We start from the raw sequence: 16,374 nt of genomic DNA, 5'->3' as shown, positions 1-16,374 counted from the left end.
GCGGTCGTCCCGCCGCCCGGCCGGTGCAGCGTCAGAGCTGCTCGGTCTCCTGGTAGGAGCCGTCGTCGTACTGGACCTGCCCGTACTCGGTGCCGTACTCGCCGTGGCCCTGGTAGGCGTCGGTCTCGTAGCCCTCGTCGTAGCTCTCGACCGAGGTCGGGATGAACCCGGGCGGGCTGTCCTTGAGCGCCAGGCCCATGGCCGCCAGCTTCATCTTGACCTCGTCGATCGACTTGGCCCCGAAGTTGCGGATGTCGAGCAGGTCGGCCTCCGAGCGGGTGACCAGCTCGCCGACGGTGTGCACGCCCTCGCGCTTGAGGCAGTTGTAGGACCGGACGGTGAGGTCCATGTCCTCGATCGGCATCGAGAAGTTCGCGATGTCGGCGGCCTCGGCCGGGCTGGGCCCGACCTCGATGCCCTCGGCGTCGACGTTCAGCTCGCGCAGCAGGCCGAACAGCTCGACCAGCGTGGAGCCGGCGGAGGCGATGGCGTCGCGCGGCGCGATCGAGGGCTTGGTCTCGACGTCGACCACGAGGCGGTCGAAGTCGGTGCGCTGCTCGACGCGGGTGGCCTCGACGGCGTAGGTGACCTTGAGGACCGGCGAGTAGATCGAGTCGACCGGGATGCGGCCGATCTCCTGGCCGGGCTGCTTGTTCTGCGGCGCTGGGACGTACCCGCGGCCCCGCTCGACGACCAGCTCGATCTCGAGGCGGCCCTTGCCGTTGAGGGTGGCGATGTGCAGGTCGGGGTTGTGCACCTCGACACCGGCCGGGGGCGCGATGTCGGCGGCGGTGACCTCACCGGGGCCCTGCTTGCGCAGGTACATGGTCACCGGCTCGTCGGAGTCGGAGCTGACGACCAGGCCCTTGAGGTTGAGGATGATCTCGGTGACGTCCTCCTTGACCCCGGGCACGGTCGTGAACTCGTGCAGGGTGCCCTCGATCCGGATGCTGGTGACGGCAGCGCCGGGGATCGAGGACAGGAGGGTGCGGCGCAGCGAGTTGCCGAGGGTGTAGCCGAAGCCGGGCTCGAGCGGCTCGATGACGAACCGCGAGCGCTGCTCGGTGAGGGTCTCCTCGGTCAGCGTCGGACGCTGTGCGATGAGCATCGTGTGTTCTCCCTTGGGTCCTCCGGCGCCCGCCATATGACGCCGTGAGGGGGTGGTGCGGGCCCCGGCGGACATCGGTCCGCCCGCCGGGGCCGTCGGCCCCTCTGCAGGGTCCCGCCGCGAGCGTACGAGCGGTGGGACCCTGCAGAGGGGTCCTTCTGCTTACTTGGAGTAGAGCTCGACGATCAGCTGCTCCTGCACCGGGGTGTCGATCACCTGGCGGGCCGGGACGCTGTGCACGACGGCGCGCAGCTGGCCGCTGATGACCTCCAGCCACGGCGGCACGGGGCGCTCGCCGGCGCGGGCCTGGGCGATCTCGAAGGGCACCATCCGCCGCGACTTCTCGGCGACCTCGATGATGTCGTTCGCGCTGACCCGGTAGGACGGGATGTCGACCTTGCGGCCGTTCACCCGGATGTGGCCGTGCTTGACCAGCTGGCGGGCCATGTCGCGGCTCTCGCCCCAGCCGGCCCGGTACACGACGTTGTCCAGGCGGGACTCGAGGATCTGCAGCAGGACCTCACCGGTCTTGCCGGTCTTGCGGTTGGCCTCCTCGTAGTAGCCGCGGAACTGCTTCTCGAGGACGCCGTAGATGCGGCGGGCCTTCTGCTTCTCGCGCAGCTGCAGGAGGTACTCGCTGTCCTTGCTGCGGCCCCGGCCGTGCTCGCCCGGCGGGTAGGGCCGGATCTCGATCGGGCACTTCGGGGACTCGCACTTGCTGCCCTTGAGGAACAGCTTCATCTTCTCGCGCCGGCACATGCGGCAGTCGGCTCCGGCGTAACGGGCCACGTCAGGTACTCCTCGTTCTTCTCGTCAGTGGCCGGTCAGACCCGGCGGCGCTTCTTGGGGCGGCAGCCGTTGTGCGGCTGCGGCGTCACGTCCTGGATCTGCCCCACCTCGAGGCCGGTGGCCTGCAGCGAGCGGATCGCGGTCTCGCGGCCCGAGCCCGGGCCCTTCACGAAGACGTCGACCTTGCGCATGCCGTGCTCCTGGGCCTTGCGCGCGGCGTTCTCGGCGGCCATCTGGGCGGCGAACGGCGTCGACTTGCGCGAGCCCTTGAAGCCGACGTGGCCGGCCGAGGCCCAGCTGATCACGTTGCCGGTCGGGTCGGTGATCGACACGATCGTGTTGTTGAACGTGCTCTTGATGTGAGCGGCGCCGTGGGCGACGTTCTTCTTCTCCTTGCGGCGGACCTTCTTGGCACCGGCCGCGGCGCGAGCCCTGGGAGGCATGTCTCTCCGGATTCCTTCTGACGTATGGCCTGGAAACACACGCGCAGCCCGCCGCTCCCGCCCTCCCGGGTCGCCGCGACGGGCCGCTGCGCGGCTTACTTCTTGCCGGCCTTCTTCTTGCCGGCGATGGTCTTGCGCGGGCCCTTGCTCGAGCGCGCGTTGGTGCGGGTGCGCTGACCGTGCACCGGGAGGCCACGGCGGTGCCGCAGGCCCTGGTAGGCGCCGATCTCGATCTTGCGACGGATGTCCGCGGCCACCTCGCGGCGGAGGTCACCCTCGACGCGGAAGTGCTCGTCGATGTAGTCGCGCAGCTTCAGCAGGTCCTCGTCGCCGAGGTCCTTGACGCGCAGGTCCGGGCTGACGCCGGTCGCCGCCAGGGTCTCCTTGGCGTGCGCCTTGCCGATCCCGTAGATGTAGGTGAGCGCGATCTCCATCCGCTTCTCGCGGGGCAGGTCGACGCCGGCCAGTCGTGCCATGTCTCAGGTACTCCCTCAGCCCTGCCGCTGCTTGTGGCGGGCGTTGTCGCAGATGACCATGACCCGGCCGTGCCGGCGGATCACCTTGCACTTGTCGCAGATCTTCTTCACCGACGGCTGGACCTTCACCGGTGCCGCCCCTCATTCCTGTCGATCGATGGCCGCCCACGCGGCACCCGGAGGTGCCCCGCGCCGGCGGCGGTCACTTGTAGCGGTAGACGATGCGACCGCGGGTCAGGTCGTAGGGCGAGAGCTCCACGACGACGCGGTCCTCGGGCAGGATGCGGATGTAGTGCTGGCGCATCTTGCCGCTGATGTGGGCGAGCACCCGGTGCCCGTTCTGCAGCTCGACCCGGAACATCGCGTTGGGCAGCGGCTCGACGACGCGACCCTCGACCTCGATGGCCCCGTCCTTCTTCGCCATGCCCGACACGGCCTCCCTGACTCGGTGGTGCTGGTTGGTGTGGTGCTGGAGTCGCATGCGACCGCGCCGGATGCCGGTCGGGTCGAACGCGGTGGTTGCAGATCAGGTGGTGCAGGCGCTCCCGCGAGGGCGTCCCGGGTCGTGCGGCCACAGCACGACGACAGGACGGCGCGAACGCCGTCGTTCACTGTACCCCGCGCAGCGGGGCGCTCCAACCCGGCCTCTGTCACAACGGAACACCCCGGGTGGGCCGCCGGCCCCCCTCGGGGGAGTCCCGTCACGAGCCCGCGAGTGGTGGGGCGAGGAGGCCGGCTCAGGTGCGCGGGGTGATCCCGAAGGGGGCCAGTCCCGCGACGCCGCCGTCCTCCGCCGTCAGGACCCAGGGCCCCTCGGGGGTGATGGCGACGGTGTGCTCGAAGTGGGCGGCCCGGGAGCCGTCCTTGGTGACCACGGTCCAGCCGTCCTCGAGCTCGGCGGTGGCCGGGTCGCCCACGGTCACCATGGGCTCGATCGCCAGCGCCAGGCCGGGGACCAGCCGCGGGCCGCGACCGGGCCGGCCGTAGTTGAGGACGTGCGGGTCCTGGTGCATCTCGGTGCCGATGCCGTGCCCGCCGTAGTGGTCGACGATCCCGTACGGGTGCGCCTCGGCGGTGACGACCTGCTCGACCGCGGAGCTGATGTCGGTCAGCCGGCCGCCGGCCACGGCCCTCGCCAGCCCGGCCCACATCGACCGCTCGGTGACGTCGATGAGCGCGGCGTCCTCGGCCGACGGCGGACCGACGGTCACCGTGACCGCCGAGTCGCCGTGCCAGCCGTCGAGGATGGCGCCGCAGTCGATGGAGATGTTGTCGCCCTGGGCGAGGGTGCGCTCCGGGTCCGGGATGCCGTGCACGACCTCGTCGTTGATCGACGCGCAGATGCTGCCGGTGAAGCCGTGGTAGCCGAGGAACGACGGGATCGCCCCGGACGACCGGATGACGTCCTCGGCGATCGCGTCGAGCTCCCCGGTGGTCACGCCGGGGCGGACCGAGGCGCGGACGGCGGCGATCGCCTTGGCGACGACGAGGCCGGCGCCGCGCATCAGCTCGATCTCGTGCGGTGTCTTGATCTGGATCATGCGTCCACTCCACTTCGCCAGCAGCGGGAGGCGGGTCAGGATCCCGGCCGACATGGGCGGCGCCGTCCCCTCAGCCGTCGCTCGGCTGCCCGGGCTGGACGGGCCGGCCCAGGGCGGTCATCACCCGGGCGGTGACCTCCTCGATGGTGCCGATCGCGTCGATGCGCGACAGCAACCCCTCGCCGTCGTAGAACCCGGACAGCGGGGCGGTCTGTTCCCGGTAGACCTGGAGGCGGTGCCGCACGGTCTCGGGCCTGTCGTCGTCGCGCTGCACCCACTCGCCGTCGACGAGCATCCGGCGGCCGGAGAGCCGGCGCACCAGCTCCTCCTCCTCGACGACCAGCTCGACGACGCGGTCGAGTCCGTGCCCGAGCTCCTCGAGCGAGCCGCGCAGCTGCTCGGCCTGGGCGATCGTGCGGGGGAAGCCGTCGAGCAGGAACCCGGCCTTGGCGTCGGGCTCGGCGAGCCGGTCCTTGACCATCGCGACGGTGATCTCGTCCGGGACGAGGTCGCCGGCGTCCATGTAGACCTTGGCCTTGCGGCCGAGCTCGGTCTGCCCGCTGACGTTGGCGCGGAAGATGTCGCCCGTCGAGATGGCGGGCACCCCGAGCTGGCCGGCGATGATCTGGGCCTGGGTCCCCTTGCCGGCTCCCGGCGGGCCCAGCAGCACGATGCGCACTACTTCAGGAACCCTTCGTAGTTGCGCTGGTTGAGCTGCGTCTCGATCTGCTTCACGGTCTCCAAGCCCACTCCCACCATGATCAGCACTGCGGTCCCGCCGAACGGGAAGTTCTGGTTCGCCCCCTGCTGCGTGATCGACAGGAAGAAGTTCGGCAGCACCGCGACGATCCCCAGGTAGATCGACCCGGGCAGGGTGATCCGGGACAGCACGTACTGCAGGTACTCCGCCGTCGGCCGGCCCGGGCGGATGCCGGGGATGAAGCCGCCGTAGCGCTTCATGTCGTCGGCCCGCTCCTCCGGGTTGAACGTGATCGACACGTAGAAGTACGTGAAGAACACGATCAGGCCGAAGTACAGCGCGACGTGCACCGGGCTGCTCTGGTCGATGACGTAGTTCTCGAAGAACTGCCGGACCGGGCCGGTCTCGTCACCCTGGAGCTGGGTGATCAGCTGCGGGAGGTACAGCAGCGACGAGGCGAAGATGACCGGGATGACGCCGGCCTGGTTCACCTTGAGCGGGAGGTAGGTCGAGGTGCCGCCGTACATGCGGCGGCCGACCATGCGCTTGGCGTACTGGACCGGGATGCGCCGTTGCGCCTGTTCGACGTAGACGACGGCCCCGATGATCAGCAGGGCGAAGGCGCAGACGACGGCGAAGACGACGCCGCCGCGGGTCTGCAGGATCGAGCCGCCCTCGGCGGGGATGCGGGCCGCGATCGAGGTGAAGATCAGCACGGACATGCCGTTACCGATCCCCTTCTCGGTGAGCAGCTCGCCGAGCCACATGATCACCGCGGTGCCGGCGGTCAGGGCGACCACGAGGACGACCGTCGTCCAGATGCTGTCCGACGGGATGATGTCCTGCTGGCAGCCGGGGAACAGCTGGCCGCTGCGGGCCAGGGCGATGATCCCGGTGCTCTGCAGGATCGCCAGGGCGATCGTCAGGTAGCGGGTGTACTGGGTCAGCTTCTGCTGGCCCGACTGCCCTTCCTTCTTCAGCTGCTCGAACCGCGGGATCACCACGACCAGCAGCTGCACGATGATGCTGGCGGTGATGTACGGCATGATCCCCAGCGCGAAGATCGACAGCCGGAGCAGCGCCCCGCCGGAGAACAGGTTCACCAGCGAGTAGACGTCGCGCTGGCTGCCCGCCTGCGCCTGCTCGAGACAGCTGTTGATGGCCTCGACGGAGACCCCCGGGCCGGGCACCGAGGCGCCCAGCCGGTACACGGCGATGATCGCCAGGGAGAACAGCAACTTGCGCCGGAGGTCTGGCGTCCGGAACGCCGCGGCGAACGCCTGCAGCACGTGCCCTCCCCTGCTCGGTCGGATGAGGTTAGCAACGACGGGGGTCGCGCCGGTCACACCCTCCCTCACCGGTGGCACACCGGCGGGCGGGGCGGGCGACTCCCCGGGGCCCGGACGCGGGGGCGCGCGGGCCGGACAGCAGACGACCCCCGGGGCGATGGGGCACCCGGGGGTCGTCGGCGGTCAGATGCGGGTGGTGCTGCCCCCGGCCGCGGCGATCTTCTCGGCGGCGGAGGCCGAGAAGGCGTGCGCGTGCACGGTGACCTGGACGCCGCCCAGCTCACCGGTGCCGAGGACCTTCACCGGCTGGCCGCGGCGGACCGCGCCGGCGTCGGCGAGCGTGTCGGGGTCGACGTGCCCGCCCTGCGGGAACAGGGACGCGATCCGGTCGAGGTTGACGACCTGGAAGACGACCTTGTTCGGGTTCTTGAAGCCGGACATCTTGGGCAGCCGCATGTGCAGCGGCGTCTGGCCGCCCTCGAAGCGCGCGGAGGTGTTGCCGCGCGCCCCGGTGCCCTTGGTGCCGCGACCGGCGGTCTTGCCCTTGGAGCCCTCACCCCGGCCGACGCGCGTCTTGGGGGTGTGGGCGCCCGGGGCCGGACGCAGGTGGTGGACCTTGAGAGTCATGACGAGTCCCTGCTCAGATCTCTTCGACGGCGACGAGGTGCGTCACCGTGGCGACCATCCCGCGGATCTCGGGACGGTCCTCCTGCACGACCGTGTCGTTGATCCGCTTGAGGCCCAGGGACCGCAGCGTCTGCCGCTGGTTGGGCTTCGTGCCGATCGCCGACCGGACCTGGGTCACCTTCAGCTGCGCCATGTCAGACCCCCTGGCCCGCACGCGCCCGCAGCATGGCGGCCGGGGCGACGTCCTCGAGGGGCAGCCCGCGGCGGGCGGCGATCTCCTCGGGCCGGACGAGCTCCTTCAGCGCCTGCATGGTGGCGTGCACGATGTTGATCGGGTTCGACGAGCCGAGGCTCTTCGAGAGCACGTCGTGGATGCCGGCGCACTCGAGGACGGCGCGCACCGGGCCACCGGCGATGACACCGGTACCAGGGCTGGCCGGCTTGAGCAGCACGACACCGGCAGCGGCCTCACCCTGCACCGGGTGCGGGATGGTGCTGGCGATGCGCGGCACCTTGTAGAAGTGCTTCTTGGCCTCCTCGACGCCCTTGGCGATCGCCGCGGGCACCTCCTTGGCCTTCCCGTAGCCGACGCCCACGGTGCCGTCACCGTCGCCGACGATCACCAGGGCGGTGAAGCTGAAGCGCCGACCACCCTTGACGACCTTCGACACGCGGTTGATGGCCACCACGCGCTCGATGTAGTTGCTCTTCTCGGCAGGCGCGCCGCCGGGCCCCCGCCCGCCGTCACGACGGTCGCGGCGGTCGTTGCCGCCGCCGGCGCCGCCGCCGCGTCGCTGTGGTCCTGGCATCAGACGTCCCTCTCGATCTGCTGGTTGGCGGTGCTGCTCATCAGAAGTCCAGCCCGCCCTCACGCGCGCCGTCGGCCAGCGCGGCGATGCGGCCCTGGTAGCGGTTGCCCCCGCGGTCGAAGACGACCTTGGTGATGCCGGCGGCCTGGGCGCGCTCGGCGACCAGTGCGCCCACCCGGCGGGCCAGGGCGGACTTGTCGCCCTCGGCGCCGCGCAGGCTGGCGTCGAGCGTCGAGGCGCTCACCAGCGTACGGCCGGCGGTGTCGTCCACCACCTGCACGTGGATGTGCCGCGTGCTGCGGTTGACCACCATGCGCGGGCGGTCCGGCGTGCCGGAGACCCGCTTGCGGAGCCGGTTGTGGCGGCGCAGCCGCGAGACGCGGCGCGCGGTGCTGATGTCGGTGCCGACGGGCGTGTGCACCCGAGCGGCCTTCTCGGTCTGTGCCATCACTTACCCGTCTTCCCGACCTTGCGCTTGACGACCTCGCCCTGGTAGCGGACGCCCTTGCCCTTGTACGGGTCGGGCTTGCGGAGGCCGCGGATGTTGGCGGCCACCTGGCCGACCTGCTGCTTGTCGATGCCGGTCACCCGCAGGCGGGTGGGCGACTCGACGGTGAAGGTGATGCCCTCCGGGGCACGCACCGGCACCGGGTGGCTGTAGCCGAGCGCGAACTCCAGGTCCGAGCCGCGGGCCTGGACGCGGTAGCCGACGCCGACGATCTCGAGGGTCTTGGTGTAGCCCTCGGTGACGCCGGTGATCATGTTGGCGATCAGGGTGCGGGACAGGCCGTGCAGCGCCCGGCTCTCGCGCTCGTCGTCGGGCCGCTGGACGCTCAGCGTGCCGTCCTCGCCCCGGGCGACCGTGATGGGCGCCGCGACGGTGTGGGACAGGGTGCCCTTGGGGCCCTTCACGCTGACCGTCTGGCCGTCGATGGTGACGTCCACGCCACCGGGCACGGGAACCGGCAGTCGTCCGATCCGTGACATCTCGCTCGCTCCTCTTACCAGACGTAGGCGAGGACTTCCCCGCCCACGCCCTTCTTGGTCGCCTGCCGGTCGGTCAGCAGCCCGGTCGAGGTGGAGATGATGGCCACCCCCAGGCCGCCCAGGACCTTCGGCAGGGCGTTCGACTTCGCGTAGACCCGCAGGCCCGGCTTGGACACCCGGCGCACCCCGGCGATGCTGCGCTCGCGGTTGGGGCCGAACTTGAGGTCGATCACCAGCTCCTTGCGGGTGGCGCCGTCCTTCTCGACGTCCTCGACGCGCCAGCCGGCGATGTAGCCCTCCTGCTGGAGGATCTCGGCGATGTGCGTCTTGAGCTTCGACGACGGCATGCGCGTCGAGTCGTGGTAGGCCGTGTTCGCGTTGCGCAGCCGCGTGAGCATGTCCGCGATCGGGTCGGTCATCGTCATGGGTGTCGTGCCTCTCTCGCCGCGGTTCCTCACGCGTCCCTCGCGTGGGCCTCTCGGCGAACGGTGGAGCTGGGGGCCCGCCCCGCGCGGTCAGCGCGCGGGGCGGGTGGTGCGGACTACCAGCTGGACTTGCTCACGCCCGGCAGCTCGCCGGCGTGCGCCATCTCCCGCAGGCAGATCCGGCACAGGCCGAACTTGCGGAAGACCGAGTGCGGACGACCGCACCGCTGGCAGCGGGTGTAGCCGCGGACCGCGAACTTGGGCTTGCGGGCCGCCTTGTTGATCAGCGCCTTCTTGGCCATCTGTCTGTCTCCTCGGCCCGGCTCAGCGGATGGTGGTGACGACGGGCTGGCCGGCGAACGGGAAGCCCAGGAGGCGGAGCAGCTCGCGACCCTCCTCGTCGTTCGTGGCGGTGGTGACCAGCGTGATGTCCATGCCGCGCGGACGGTCGATCTTGTCGACGTCGATCTCGCGGAACATCGACTGCTCGGTCAGCCCGAACGTGTAGTTGCCGTGCCCGTCGAACTGCTTGGCGTTCAGGCCGCGGAAGTCGCGGATGCGGGGCAGGGCCAGCGCCAGGAGCCGGTCGAGGAACTCCCACATGCGGTCGCCGCGGAGGGTGACCTTGGCGCCGATGGGCATGCCCTCGCGCAGCTTGAACTGGGCGATGGACTTGCGGGCCCGGACGACGGCCGGGCGCTGGCCGGTGATGGCGGTGAGGTCGCGGACCGCGCCGTCCATCAGCTTCGCGTCGCGGGTCGCCTCGCCGACGCCCATGTTGACGACGATCTTCGTCAGCCGCGGGATCTGCATGACGTTCTCGAAGCCGAACTCCTCCTGGAGGGCCGGCACGATCGACTCGCGGTAGTGCGCCAGCAGGCGCGGGAGCTCACGGGTGGGTGCAGTCATCGTCAGAGGTCCTTACCGGTCCGCCGCGACACCCGGATGTTGCGGCCTTCCTCGTCCTGGCGGTAACCGACCCGGGTCGGCGTCCCCTCGGAGTCGATCACCATCACGTTGCTGACGTGGATGGGAGCCTCCTGGGTGACGATGCCGCCCTGCTGCGCGCCCCGCTGGTTCGAGCTGATGCGGGTGTGCTTCTTGACGCGGCCGACGCCCTCGACGAGGACCTTCTGCAGCTTGGGGTAGGCGGCGATCACGCGACCCCGGGCGCCCTTGTCCTTGCCGGACAGGACCACCACGGTGTCGCCCTTCTTCACCTTCATGCCCGGCGTCTTGGCCGGCGGGGTCTTCTTGGCAGCCATGGTCAGAGCACCTCCGGGGCGAGCGAGATGATCCGCATGAAGCGCTTGTCGCGCAGCTCGCGGCCGACGGGACCGAAGATGCGCGTGCCGCGCGGGTCGCCGCTGTCGCGGATGATCACCGCGGCGTTCTCGTCGAAGCGGATGTAGGAGCCGTCGGGACGACGACGCTCCTTCCGCGTGCGGACGACGACGGCCTTGACGACGTCGCCGCGCTTGACGCCGGCACCGGGCAGCGCGTCCTTGACGGTCGCCACGATGACGTCGCCGATGCCGGCGTAGCGCCGCCCGGACCCGCCGAGCACCCGGATGCAGAGGATCTCCTTCGCACCGGTGTTGTCGGCGACCCGGAGCCGCGACTCCTGCTGGATCACGTCCTACTCCCAAATCTCAGTGGTGACAGCCGGGCCGGAACGGTGAACCGGCTGTCCGGTACCCACGCGCGGACGCACCGGCGACTGATGCCGCCGGTGCGTCCGACACGGGTACCGGGATGTGGCGCTCACCCGGAGGGGCGCCAGTCGTCCAGGGTACCCGGTCCCGCGACCCGCCCCGCAGGGCGTGGGTCACAGGGCCCGCGGACCCCCGACGGGTGTTACTTGGCCTTCTCGAGGACCTCGACCAGCCGCCACCGCTTGGTGGCCGACAGCGGTCGGGTCTCCATGATCTGCACGCGGTCACCGATGCCGGCGACGCCCTGCTCGTCGTGGGCCTTCAGCTTGCTGGTGCGACGGATGACCTTGCCGTAGAGGCCGTGCTTCACGCGGTCCTCGACCTCGACGACGATGGTCTTGTCCATCTTGTCGCTGACCACGAGGCCCTCGCGGACCTTGCGGTAGCCGCGGCCGGCCAGGCCGGGGCCGCTGGCGACAGCGGTGTTCTGGGGCTCGCTCATGCCACACCCTCGTTCGGGGCGACCGAGAGACCCAGCTCGCGCTCGCGCATGATCGTGTAGATCCGGGCGATGTCGCGGCGGACGGTCTGCAGTCGCCGGTTGTTGTCCAGCTGGCCGGTGGCCACCTGGAAGCGCAGGTTGAACAGCTCTTCCTTGTGCTCACGCAGCCGCGTGGCGAGCTCCTCGGCCGAGAGCTCGCGCAGCTCCGGGGCGGTCAGACCGGCGGCCATCACACCTCTCCTTCACGCGTGATGAAGCGAGCCTTCATGGGCAGCTTGTGGATGGCGCGGCGCATGGCCTCGCGGGCCACCGACTCCGGGACACCCGACAGCTCGAACATGACGCGGCCCGGCTTGACGTTGGCGACCCACCACTCCGGGGAGCCCTTGCCGGAACCCATGCGGGTCTCGGCCGGCTTCTTGGTGAGCGGGCGGTCCGGGTAGATCGTGATCCAGACCTTGCCGCCACGGCGGATGTGCCGGGTCATGGCGATACGGGCGGACTCGATCTGCCGGTTGGTCACGTACGCCGGCTCGAGGGCCTGGATGGCGTACTCACCGAAGTTGATCGCCGTGCCGCCCTTGGCCCGGCCGGAGCGGTCCGGGTGGTGCTGCTTGCGGTGCTTGACGCGCCGGGGGATCAGCACGTGTCAGCCCTCCGTGTTCTCGGTCGCGGTCGTCTCGGCCGCGGCGGTCGCCTCGGGGCCGGCGGCCTCGGCGACGGTCTGCTCGGGCGCGACCTCACCCGAGGTCACGGCCACGGTGCTGTCGCCGGTCTCCGGACCGGTCGACGTCTCGGCGGCGGCGCGGCCGGCCTCGGTGCCACCGGCGGTGGTGCCGCTGGAGCCCGACCGGCGGGGGCGCTGCGGGCGCTCCCGGCGCTGCTGCCGGGCGGCGAGGGCCTCGAGGGCCTCGCGCTCGGCACGCGAGCCGCTGACGTCGCCCTTGTAGATCCACACCTTCACGCCGATGCGGCCGAAGGTGGTGCGGGCCTCGTACAGGCCGTAGTCGATGTTCGCCCGGAGGGTGTGCAGCGGCACGCGACCCTCGCGGTAGAACTCCGACCGGCTCATCTCGGTGCCGCCCAGGCGCCCGGAGCACTGCACCCGGATGCCCTTGACCTGCGGGCTGCGCTGGGCCGACTGCATGGCCTTGCGCATGGCGCGGCGGAAGCTGACGCGGCTGGACAGCTGCTCGGCCACGGCCTGGGCCACGAGCTGGGCGTCGGCCTCGGGGTTCTTGACCTCGAGGATGTTCAGCTGCACCTGCTTGCCGGTGAGCTTCTCCAGCTCGCCGCGGATGCGGTCGGCCTCGGCGCCGCGGCGGCCGATGACGATGCCCGGCCGGGCGGTGTGGATGTCGACCCGGACCCGGTCACGGGTGCGCTCGATCTCCACCTTCGAGATGCCGGCGCGCTCCATGCCCTTGGTCATGAGCTTGCGGATGGCCACGTCTTCCTTGACGTAGTCCTTGTACAGCTTGTCGGCGTACCACCGGGACTTGTAGTCGGTGGTGATGCCGAGGCGGAACCCGTGCGGGTTGACCTTCTGACCCACTAGCGGGTCCCTCCCCTCGTGTTGGAGCGCTGCTGCGTGCCCTGCTGCTGCGTCGCCGGGCCGGACTGGCCGGTGCGCCGGCGGGCGGTGCGGGACTTGCCGGCGAGGTCGGCGCTGGAGCCGACCTCGCTCACCTCGACGGTGATGTGGCTGGTCCGCTTGTTGATTCGGTAGGCGCGGCCCTGGGCGCGCGGCCGGATCCGCTTCATGGTCGGGCCCTCGTCGACGTAGGCGGCGCTGACGACGAGCGCGGCCGGGTCCAGCCGCAGGTTGTGCTCGGCGTTGGCGACGGCGCTGGCGACGACCTTGGCCACCGGCTCGCTGGCCGACTGCGGGGCGAACCGCAGGAGGGCCAGGGCCTCGTCGGTGGGCAGGTAGCGGATGAGGTCCACCACCCGGCGTGCCTTCATGGGGGTGACGCGGACGCCGCGGGCGACGGCCCGGGCGACCTGCGTCTCCTCTCCCAGCTGGGAAGTCATCTCAAGTCTCTCTCTCGGGACCGGGCTCAGCCGCGCCGCGACCGGCGGTCGTCCTTGACGTGACCGCGGAAGGTCCGGGTCGGAGCGAACTCGCCGAGCTTGTGCCCGACCATCGCCTCGGTCACGAAGACCGGGACGTGCTTGCGACCGTCGTGCACGGCGATGGTGTGGCCGAGCATGTCCGGGATGATCGTCGAGCGGCGGGACCAGGTCCGGATGACCGTCTTGGTGCCCTTCTCGTTCTGCGCGTCCACCTTCTTGAGCAGGTGGTCGTCGACGAACGGGCCCTTCTTCAGGCTGCGTGGCATGTCTGTCGGACTCCTCTAACCCGCTCAGCGCTTCTTGTTGGTGCGCCGGCGGCGCACGATCAGGGCGTCACTGGCCTTGCGCTTGCGCGTGCGGCCCTCCGGCTTGCCCTTCGGGTTCACCGGGTGGCGACCACCGGAGGTCTTGCCCTCACCACCACCGTGCGGGTGGTCCACCGGGTTCATGGCGACACCGCGGACGGTCGGGCGCTTGCCCTTCCACCGCATGCGGCCGGCCTTGCCCCAGTTGATGTTCGACTGCTCGGCGTTGCCCACCTCGCCGACGGTGGCGCGGCAGCGCACGTCGACGTTGCGGATCTCGCCCGAGGGCATGCGCAGCTGGGCGAAGCGGCCCTCGCGGGCGACCAGCTGGACGCTGGTGCCGGCGGAGCGGGCGATCTTCGCGCCGCCACCCGGCCGCAGCTCGATCGCGTGCACGACCGTGCCGACGGGGATGTTGCGCAGCGGCAGGTTGTTGCCCGGCTTGATGTCGGCCGAGGGGCCGCACTCCACCGTGTCGCCCTGCTTCAGGCGGGCCGGCGCGATGATGTAGCGCTTCTCGCCGTCGGCGAAGTGCAGCAGCGCGATGCGGGAGGTGCGGTTCGGGTCGTACTCGATGTGCGCGACCTTCGCCGGCACGCCGTCCTTGTCCGCCCGACGGAAGTCGATGACGCGGTAGGCGCGCTTGTGGCCGCCGCCCTGGTGGCGAGCGGTGACCTTCCCGTGGACGTTGCGCCCGCCGCGACCGTGCAGCGGCCGGACCAGCGACTTCTCGGGGTGGTCGCGGGTGACCTCGGCGAAGTCGGCGACGCTGGAGCCACGGCGGCCCGGCGTCGTCGGCTTGTACTTGCGGATAGCCATTGCTGACTCGGTTCCTCTGTCTCTGGTCCGGCAGTCCGGGCTCAGGCGCCCGGGCCCCCGAAGATCTCGATCCGGTCGCCGGGCGCCAGCGAGACGATGGCCCGCTTGGTGTCCTTGCGCTTGCCGAGCTTGTTACCCCGGCTGCGCTTGCGCTTGCCCTGGCGGTTGATGGTGTTCACGCCGAGGACCTTCACGTTGAAGACCTGCTCGACCGCGATCTTGATCTGTGTCTTGTTGGCCTCGGGCAGCACCACGAACGTGTACTGGTTCTCGTCCAGCAGCCCGTAGCTCTTCTCCGAGATGACCGGCGACAGCAGGACGTCCCGGGGGTCGCGGACGCTCACGCCTTCTCCTCGGTGGTGTCGGTGGCCTCGTTCTGCTCGAGGTCCAGGTCGGTCGTGCCCTCGGCCGGCTGGATGGACGGGATGGCGCCGGGGATGTCCGGCGTCGTCAGGTCCGGCTTGGTCAGCGAGGTGCCGCCCTTGCCGCCGCTGCCGCTGTGCGGGCCGGCGACGAACTCGGCCAGCGCGGTCTCGGTGAAGACCACCTCGTCGCTGACCAGGACGTCGTAGGTGTTGAGCTGGCCGGCCTCGATCAGGTGCACGCGCGGCTCGTTGCGCAGGCTCACCCAGTTGAGGACGTCGTCGCGGTCGAGGACCACGAGCACCCGCTTGGCACCCGTCACGGCGTCGAGCGTGGCGATGGCCGCCTTGGTCTTCGGGGCGTCGCCGTCGACGAAGGTGGTGACGACGTGCACGCGGCCGGCGCGCGCCCGGTCGGAGAGGGCGCCGCGCAGGGCGGCGGCCTTCATCTTCTTGGGCGTGCGCTGCGAGTAGTCGCGCGGCTGGGGGCCGTGGACCGTGCCACCGCCGGCGAACTGCGGCGCGCGGATCGAGCCCTGCCGGGCACGGCCGGTGCCCTTCTGGCGGTACGGCTTGACGCCACCGCCGCTGACGGCGCCGCGCGTCTTGGTCGCGTGCGTGCCCTGGCGGGCCGCGGCCAGCTGGGCGACGACGACCTGGTGCATGAGCGCGACGTTCGCGTTCGCGTCGAACAGGTCACCGGGCAGCGTGACGCTGCCGGAGGTCTCCCCCGCCGGCGTGCGGACGTCGACCTGGCGGTCGGCGCGCGCCGCCTCGGTCGCGGTCGACTGGGTCACTGGTTGTCACTCCCCACGGGGCCACCCTTGACGGCCGAGCGGACGAGCACGAGGCCGCCCTTCGGGCCGGGGATGGCGCCCTTGATCAGAAGCAGGCCGCGCTCGGTGTCCACCTTGTGGACGGTGAGCGAGAGCGTCGTGGTCTTGACCGCACCCATGCGGCCGGCCATCTTCAGGCCCTTGAACACGCGGCCGGGGGTGGAGGCACCGCCGATGGAGCCGGGGTGCCGGTGCTTGCGCTGGGTGCCGTGGGCGGCACCGAGGCCACGGAAGCCGTGCCGCTTCATGACACCCGCGGTGCCCTTGCCCTTGCTGGTCCCGATGACGTCGACCTTGGCCACGCCGTCGAACACGTCGACGGTGAGCTCCTGGCCGGTCGTGTACTGACCGGCGTCCTCGGTGCGCAGCTCGACCACGTGGCGGCGCGGCGTCACGCCGGCCTTGGCGAAGTGGCCACCCTCGGGCTTGTTCACCTTGCGGGGGTCGATCTCGCCGAAGCCGAGCTGGACGGCCGAGTAGCCGTCGACCTCGGGGGTGCGCACCTGCGTCACCACGTTCGGGCCCGCCTTGACGACGGTCACCGGCACGATGCGGTTGTTCTCGTCGAAGACCTGGGTCATCCCCAGCTTCTCGCCGAGGAGCCCGCGGAACGTACTCGCCATGA

29 protein-coding genes are annotated in these 16,374 nt (G+C 70.8%); all 29 read right to left on the bottom strand.

Annotated elements, in window-relative coordinates; all coding sequences use genetic code 11:
• Window positions 1-31: 31 nt before the first annotated feature.
• The 29 genes from ACI8AK_RS00865 to rplC all read right to left on the bottom strand — a co-directional run bounded on the left by ACI8AK_RS00865 (window position 32) and on the right by rplC (window position 16,372).
• Window positions 32-1,108: a DNA-directed RNA polymerase subunit alpha gene (locus ACI8AK_RS00865; protein WP_387987713.1), complete on the bottom strand. Its 1,077-nt coding sequence runs from the start codon at window positions 1,106-1,108 to the stop codon at window positions 32-34.
• 162 nt (window positions 1,109-1,270) lie between these two features.
• Window positions 1,271-1,897: a 30S ribosomal protein S4 gene (gene rpsD / locus ACI8AK_RS00860; RefSeq protein ID WP_089402122.1), complete on the bottom strand. Its 627-nt coding sequence runs from the start codon at window positions 1,895-1,897 to the stop codon at window positions 1,271-1,273.
• Window positions 1,898-1,932: 35 nt separating this feature from the next.
• On the bottom strand, window positions 1,933-2,340 hold the full coding sequence (gene rpsK / locus ACI8AK_RS00855; RefSeq protein ID WP_012950456.1) for a 30S ribosomal protein S11: 408 nt from the start codon (window positions 2,338-2,340) through the stop codon (window positions 1,933-1,935).
• Window positions 2,341-2,435: 95 nt separating this feature from the next.
• Window positions 2,436-2,816 carry a 30S ribosomal protein S13 gene (gene rpsM / locus ACI8AK_RS00850; RefSeq protein WP_089402121.1) on the bottom strand — a complete coding sequence of 127 codons (381 nt, stop codon included), beginning with the start codon at window positions 2,814-2,816 and terminating at the stop codon, window positions 2,436-2,438.
• A gap of 15 nt (window positions 2,817-2,831) precedes the next feature.
• Window positions 2,832-2,945, bottom strand: coding sequence for a 50S ribosomal protein L36 (gene rpmJ, locus ACI8AK_RS00845; RefSeq protein ID WP_012950458.1), 114 nt, complete (start codon window positions 2,943-2,945; stop codon window positions 2,832-2,834).
• Window positions 2,946-3,018: 73 nt separating this feature from the next.
• Window positions 3,019-3,240, bottom strand: coding sequence for a translation initiation factor IF-1 (gene infA / locus ACI8AK_RS00840; RefSeq protein ID WP_012950459.1), 222 nt, complete (start codon window positions 3,238-3,240; stop codon window positions 3,019-3,021).
• Window positions 3,241-3,553: 313 nt separating this feature from the next.
• Window positions 3,554-4,357, bottom strand: a complete 804-nt coding sequence (gene map, locus ACI8AK_RS00835; RefSeq protein ID WP_387987718.1) for a type I methionyl aminopeptidase — start codon at window positions 4,355-4,357, stop codon at window positions 3,554-3,556.
• 70 nt (window positions 4,358-4,427) lie between these two features.
• Window positions 4,428-5,036, bottom strand: coding sequence for an adenylate kinase (locus tag ACI8AK_RS00830; RefSeq protein ID WP_387987719.1), 609 nt, complete (start codon window positions 5,034-5,036; stop codon window positions 4,428-4,430).
• Window positions 5,036-6,346: a preprotein translocase subunit SecY gene (secY, locus tag ACI8AK_RS00825; protein WP_387987721.1), complete on the bottom strand. Its 1,311-nt coding sequence runs from the start codon at window positions 6,344-6,346 to the stop codon at window positions 5,036-5,038. Before secY ends, ACI8AK_RS00830 begins: the two co-directional genes overlap by 1 nt.
• Before the next feature lie 183 nt (window positions 6,347-6,529).
• Window positions 6,530-6,973, bottom strand: a complete 444-nt coding sequence (rplO, locus tag ACI8AK_RS00820) for a 50S ribosomal protein L15 (RefSeq protein WP_387987723.1) — start codon at window positions 6,971-6,973, stop codon at window positions 6,530-6,532.
• A gap of 13 nt (window positions 6,974-6,986) precedes the next feature.
• Window positions 6,987-7,166, bottom strand: coding sequence for a 50S ribosomal protein L30 (gene rpmD / locus ACI8AK_RS00815; protein ID WP_387987725.1), 180 nt, complete (start codon window positions 7,164-7,166; stop codon window positions 6,987-6,989).
• 1 nt (window position 7,167) lies between these two features.
• Window positions 7,168-7,782 carry a 30S ribosomal protein S5 gene (rpsE, locus tag ACI8AK_RS00810; RefSeq protein WP_387987727.1) on the bottom strand — a complete coding sequence of 205 codons (615 nt, stop codon included), beginning with the start codon at window positions 7,780-7,782 and terminating at the stop codon, window positions 7,168-7,170.
• Window positions 7,783-7,822: 40 nt separating this feature from the next.
• Window positions 7,823-8,230: a 50S ribosomal protein L18 gene (gene rplR / locus ACI8AK_RS00805; protein WP_387987729.1), complete on the bottom strand. Its 408-nt coding sequence runs from the start codon at window positions 8,228-8,230 to the stop codon at window positions 7,823-7,825.
• On the bottom strand, window positions 8,230-8,769 hold the full coding sequence (rplF, locus tag ACI8AK_RS00800) for a 50S ribosomal protein L6 (RefSeq protein ID WP_387987731.1): 540 nt from the start codon (window positions 8,767-8,769) through the stop codon (window positions 8,230-8,232). The genes rplR and rplF overlap by 1 nt, the downstream gene beginning before the upstream one ends.
• Before the next feature lie 14 nt (window positions 8,770-8,783).
• Complete coding sequence (gene rpsH / locus ACI8AK_RS00795) at window positions 8,784-9,188, bottom strand: 30S ribosomal protein S8 (RefSeq protein WP_456901390.1); 405 nt, start codon at window positions 9,186-9,188, stop codon at window positions 8,784-8,786.
• A 122-nt stretch (window positions 9,189-9,310) separates the two neighbouring features.
• The gene (locus tag ACI8AK_RS00790) at window positions 9,311-9,496 is read right to left on the bottom strand and encodes a type Z 30S ribosomal protein S14 (RefSeq protein ID WP_012950469.1); all 186 of its coding nucleotides are present in this window, start codon (window positions 9,494-9,496) and stop codon (window positions 9,311-9,313) included.
• Between the two features lie 22 nt (window positions 9,497-9,518).
• Complete coding sequence (gene rplE, locus ACI8AK_RS00785; protein WP_387987736.1) at window positions 9,519-10,103, bottom strand: 50S ribosomal protein L5; 585 nt, start codon at window positions 10,101-10,103, stop codon at window positions 9,519-9,521.
• Between the two features lie 2 nt (window positions 10,104-10,105).
• A complete protein-coding gene (rplX, locus tag ACI8AK_RS00780; protein WP_456901391.1) occupies window positions 10,106-10,459 on the bottom strand; it encodes a 50S ribosomal protein L24 in 354 nt (117 codons plus the stop codon).
• 2 nt (window positions 10,460-10,461) lie between these two features.
• Complete coding sequence (gene rplN, locus ACI8AK_RS00775; protein WP_387987738.1) at window positions 10,462-10,830, bottom strand: 50S ribosomal protein L14; 369 nt, start codon at window positions 10,828-10,830, stop codon at window positions 10,462-10,464.
• Between the two features lie 221 nt (window positions 10,831-11,051).
• Entirely contained in the window at window positions 11,052-11,351 is a 300-nt protein-coding gene (rpsQ, locus tag ACI8AK_RS00770; RefSeq protein ID WP_387987740.1) for a 30S ribosomal protein S17, read from the bottom strand.
• Window positions 11,348-11,581 (bottom strand): 50S ribosomal protein L29, encoded by a 234-nt coding sequence (rpmC, locus tag ACI8AK_RS00765; RefSeq protein WP_387987741.1) that lies wholly within the window; start codon window positions 11,579-11,581, stop codon window positions 11,348-11,350. Before rpmC ends, rpsQ begins: the two co-directional genes overlap by 4 nt.
• Window positions 11,581-11,997, bottom strand: a complete 417-nt coding sequence (gene rplP, locus ACI8AK_RS00760) for a 50S ribosomal protein L16 (protein ID WP_387987743.1) — start codon at window positions 11,995-11,997, stop codon at window positions 11,581-11,583. The genes rpmC and rplP overlap by 1 nt, the downstream gene beginning before the upstream one ends.
• Before the next feature lie 3 nt (window positions 11,998-12,000).
• Window positions 12,001-12,906 (bottom strand): 30S ribosomal protein S3, encoded by a 906-nt coding sequence (gene rpsC, locus ACI8AK_RS00755; RefSeq protein WP_387987745.1) that lies wholly within the window; start codon window positions 12,904-12,906, stop codon window positions 12,001-12,003.
• Window positions 12,906-13,385, bottom strand: a complete 480-nt coding sequence (gene rplV, locus ACI8AK_RS00750; RefSeq protein ID WP_456901392.1) for a large ribosomal subunit protein uL22 — start codon at window positions 13,383-13,385, stop codon at window positions 12,906-12,908. Before rplV ends, rpsC begins: the two co-directional genes overlap by 1 nt.
• A gap of 26 nt (window positions 13,386-13,411) precedes the next feature.
• On the bottom strand, window positions 13,412-13,693 hold the full coding sequence (gene rpsS, locus ACI8AK_RS00745) for a 30S ribosomal protein S19 (RefSeq protein WP_089402109.1): 282 nt from the start codon (window positions 13,691-13,693) through the stop codon (window positions 13,412-13,414).
• A gap of 24 nt (window positions 13,694-13,717) precedes the next feature.
• A complete protein-coding gene (gene rplB / locus ACI8AK_RS00740; RefSeq protein WP_387987748.1) occupies window positions 13,718-14,551 on the bottom strand; it encodes a 50S ribosomal protein L2 in 834 nt (277 codons plus the stop codon).
• A gap of 41 nt (window positions 14,552-14,592) precedes the next feature.
• A complete protein-coding gene (gene rplW / locus ACI8AK_RS00735) occupies window positions 14,593-14,895 on the bottom strand; it encodes a 50S ribosomal protein L23 (RefSeq protein ID WP_100497379.1) in 303 nt (100 codons plus the stop codon).
• Complete coding sequence (gene rplD / locus ACI8AK_RS00730) at window positions 14,892-15,710, bottom strand: 50S ribosomal protein L4 (RefSeq protein WP_456901393.1); 819 nt, start codon at window positions 15,708-15,710, stop codon at window positions 14,892-14,894. The genes rplW and rplD overlap by 4 nt, the downstream gene beginning before the upstream one ends.
• Window positions 15,707-16,372: a 50S ribosomal protein L3 gene (gene rplC, locus ACI8AK_RS00725; protein ID WP_387987752.1), complete on the bottom strand. Its 666-nt coding sequence runs from the start codon at window positions 16,370-16,372 to the stop codon at window positions 15,707-15,709. The genes rplD and rplC overlap by 4 nt, the downstream gene beginning before the upstream one ends.
• Window positions 16,373-16,374: the final 2 nt, after the last annotated feature.

This window comes from Geodermatophilus sp. SYSU D00867, assembly GCF_054050315.1.
The sequence above is the reverse complement of the archived record's forward strand: the minus strand, read 5'-3'. Positions and strand labels throughout refer to the sequence as shown.

Excerpts from the sequence above, each read along its gene's own strand:
- ACI8AK_RS00865 (WP_387987713.1), bottom strand. The coding sequence starts at position 1,108 with ATGCTCATCGCACAGCGTCCGACGCTGACCGAGGAGACCCTCACCGAG.
- rpsK (WP_012950456.1), bottom strand. The coding sequence starts at position 2,340 with ATGCCTCCCAGGGCTCGCGCCGCGGCCGGTGCCAAGAAGGTCCGCCGC.
- rpsM (WP_089402121.1), bottom strand. The coding sequence starts at position 2,816 with ATGGCACGACTGGCCGGCGTCGACCTGCCCCGCGAGAAGCGGATGGAG.
- infA (WP_012950459.1), bottom strand. The coding sequence starts at position 3,240 with ATGGCGAAGAAGGACGGGGCCATCGAGGTCGAGGGTCGCGTCGTCGAG.
- map (WP_387987718.1), bottom strand. The coding sequence starts at position 4,357 with ATGATCCAGATCAAGACACCGCACGAGATCGAGCTGATGCGCGGCGCC.
- rplO (WP_387987723.1), bottom strand. The coding sequence starts at position 6,973 with ATGACTCTCAAGGTCCACCACCTGCGTCCGGCCCCGGGCGCCCACACC.
- rpmD (WP_387987725.1), bottom strand. The coding sequence starts at position 7,166 with ATGGCGCAGCTGAAGGTGACCCAGGTCCGGTCGGCGATCGGCACGAAG.
- rpsE (WP_387987727.1), bottom strand. The coding sequence starts at position 7,782 with ATGCCAGGACCACAGCGACGCGGCGGCGGCGCCGGCGGCGGCAACGAC.
- rplR (WP_387987729.1), bottom strand. The coding sequence starts at position 8,230 with ATGGCACAGACCGAGAAGGCCGCTCGGGTGCACACGCCCGTCGGCACC.
- rplF (WP_387987731.1), bottom strand. The coding sequence starts at position 8,769 with ATGTCACGGATCGGACGACTGCCGGTTCCCGTGCCCGGTGGCGTGGAC.
- rpsH (WP_456901390.1), bottom strand. The coding sequence starts at position 9,188 with ATGACCGACCCGATCGCGGACATGCTCACGCGGCTGCGCAACGCGAAC.
- ACI8AK_RS00790 (WP_012950469.1), bottom strand. The coding sequence starts at position 9,496 with ATGGCCAAGAAGGCGCTGATCAACAAGGCGGCCCGCAAGCCCAAGTTC.
- rplE (WP_387987736.1), bottom strand. The coding sequence starts at position 10,103 with ATGACTGCACCCACCCGTGAGCTCCCGCGCCTGCTGGCGCACTACCGC.
- rplX (WP_456901391.1), bottom strand. The coding sequence starts at position 10,459 with ATGGCTGCCAAGAAGACCCCGCCGGCCAAGACGCCGGGCATGAAGGTG.
- rpsQ (WP_387987740.1), bottom strand. The coding sequence starts at position 11,351 with ATGAGCGAGCCCCAGAACACCGCTGTCGCCAGCGGCCCCGGCCTGGCC.
- rpmC (WP_387987741.1), bottom strand. The coding sequence starts at position 11,581 with ATGGCCGCCGGTCTGACCGCCCCGGAGCTGCGCGAGCTCTCGGCCGAG.
- rplV (WP_456901392.1), bottom strand. The coding sequence starts at position 13,385 with ATGACTTCCCAGCTGGGAGAGGAGACGCAGGTCGCCCGGGCCGTCGCC.
- rpsS (WP_089402109.1), bottom strand. The coding sequence starts at position 13,693 with ATGCCACGCAGCCTGAAGAAGGGCCCGTTCGTCGACGACCACCTGCTC.
- rplB (WP_387987748.1), bottom strand. The coding sequence starts at position 14,551 with ATGGCTATCCGCAAGTACAAGCCGACGACGCCGGGCCGCCGTGGCTCC.
- rplC (WP_387987752.1), bottom strand. The coding sequence starts at position 16,372 with ATGGCGAGTACGTTCCGCGGGCTCCTCGGCGAGAAGCTGGGGATGACC.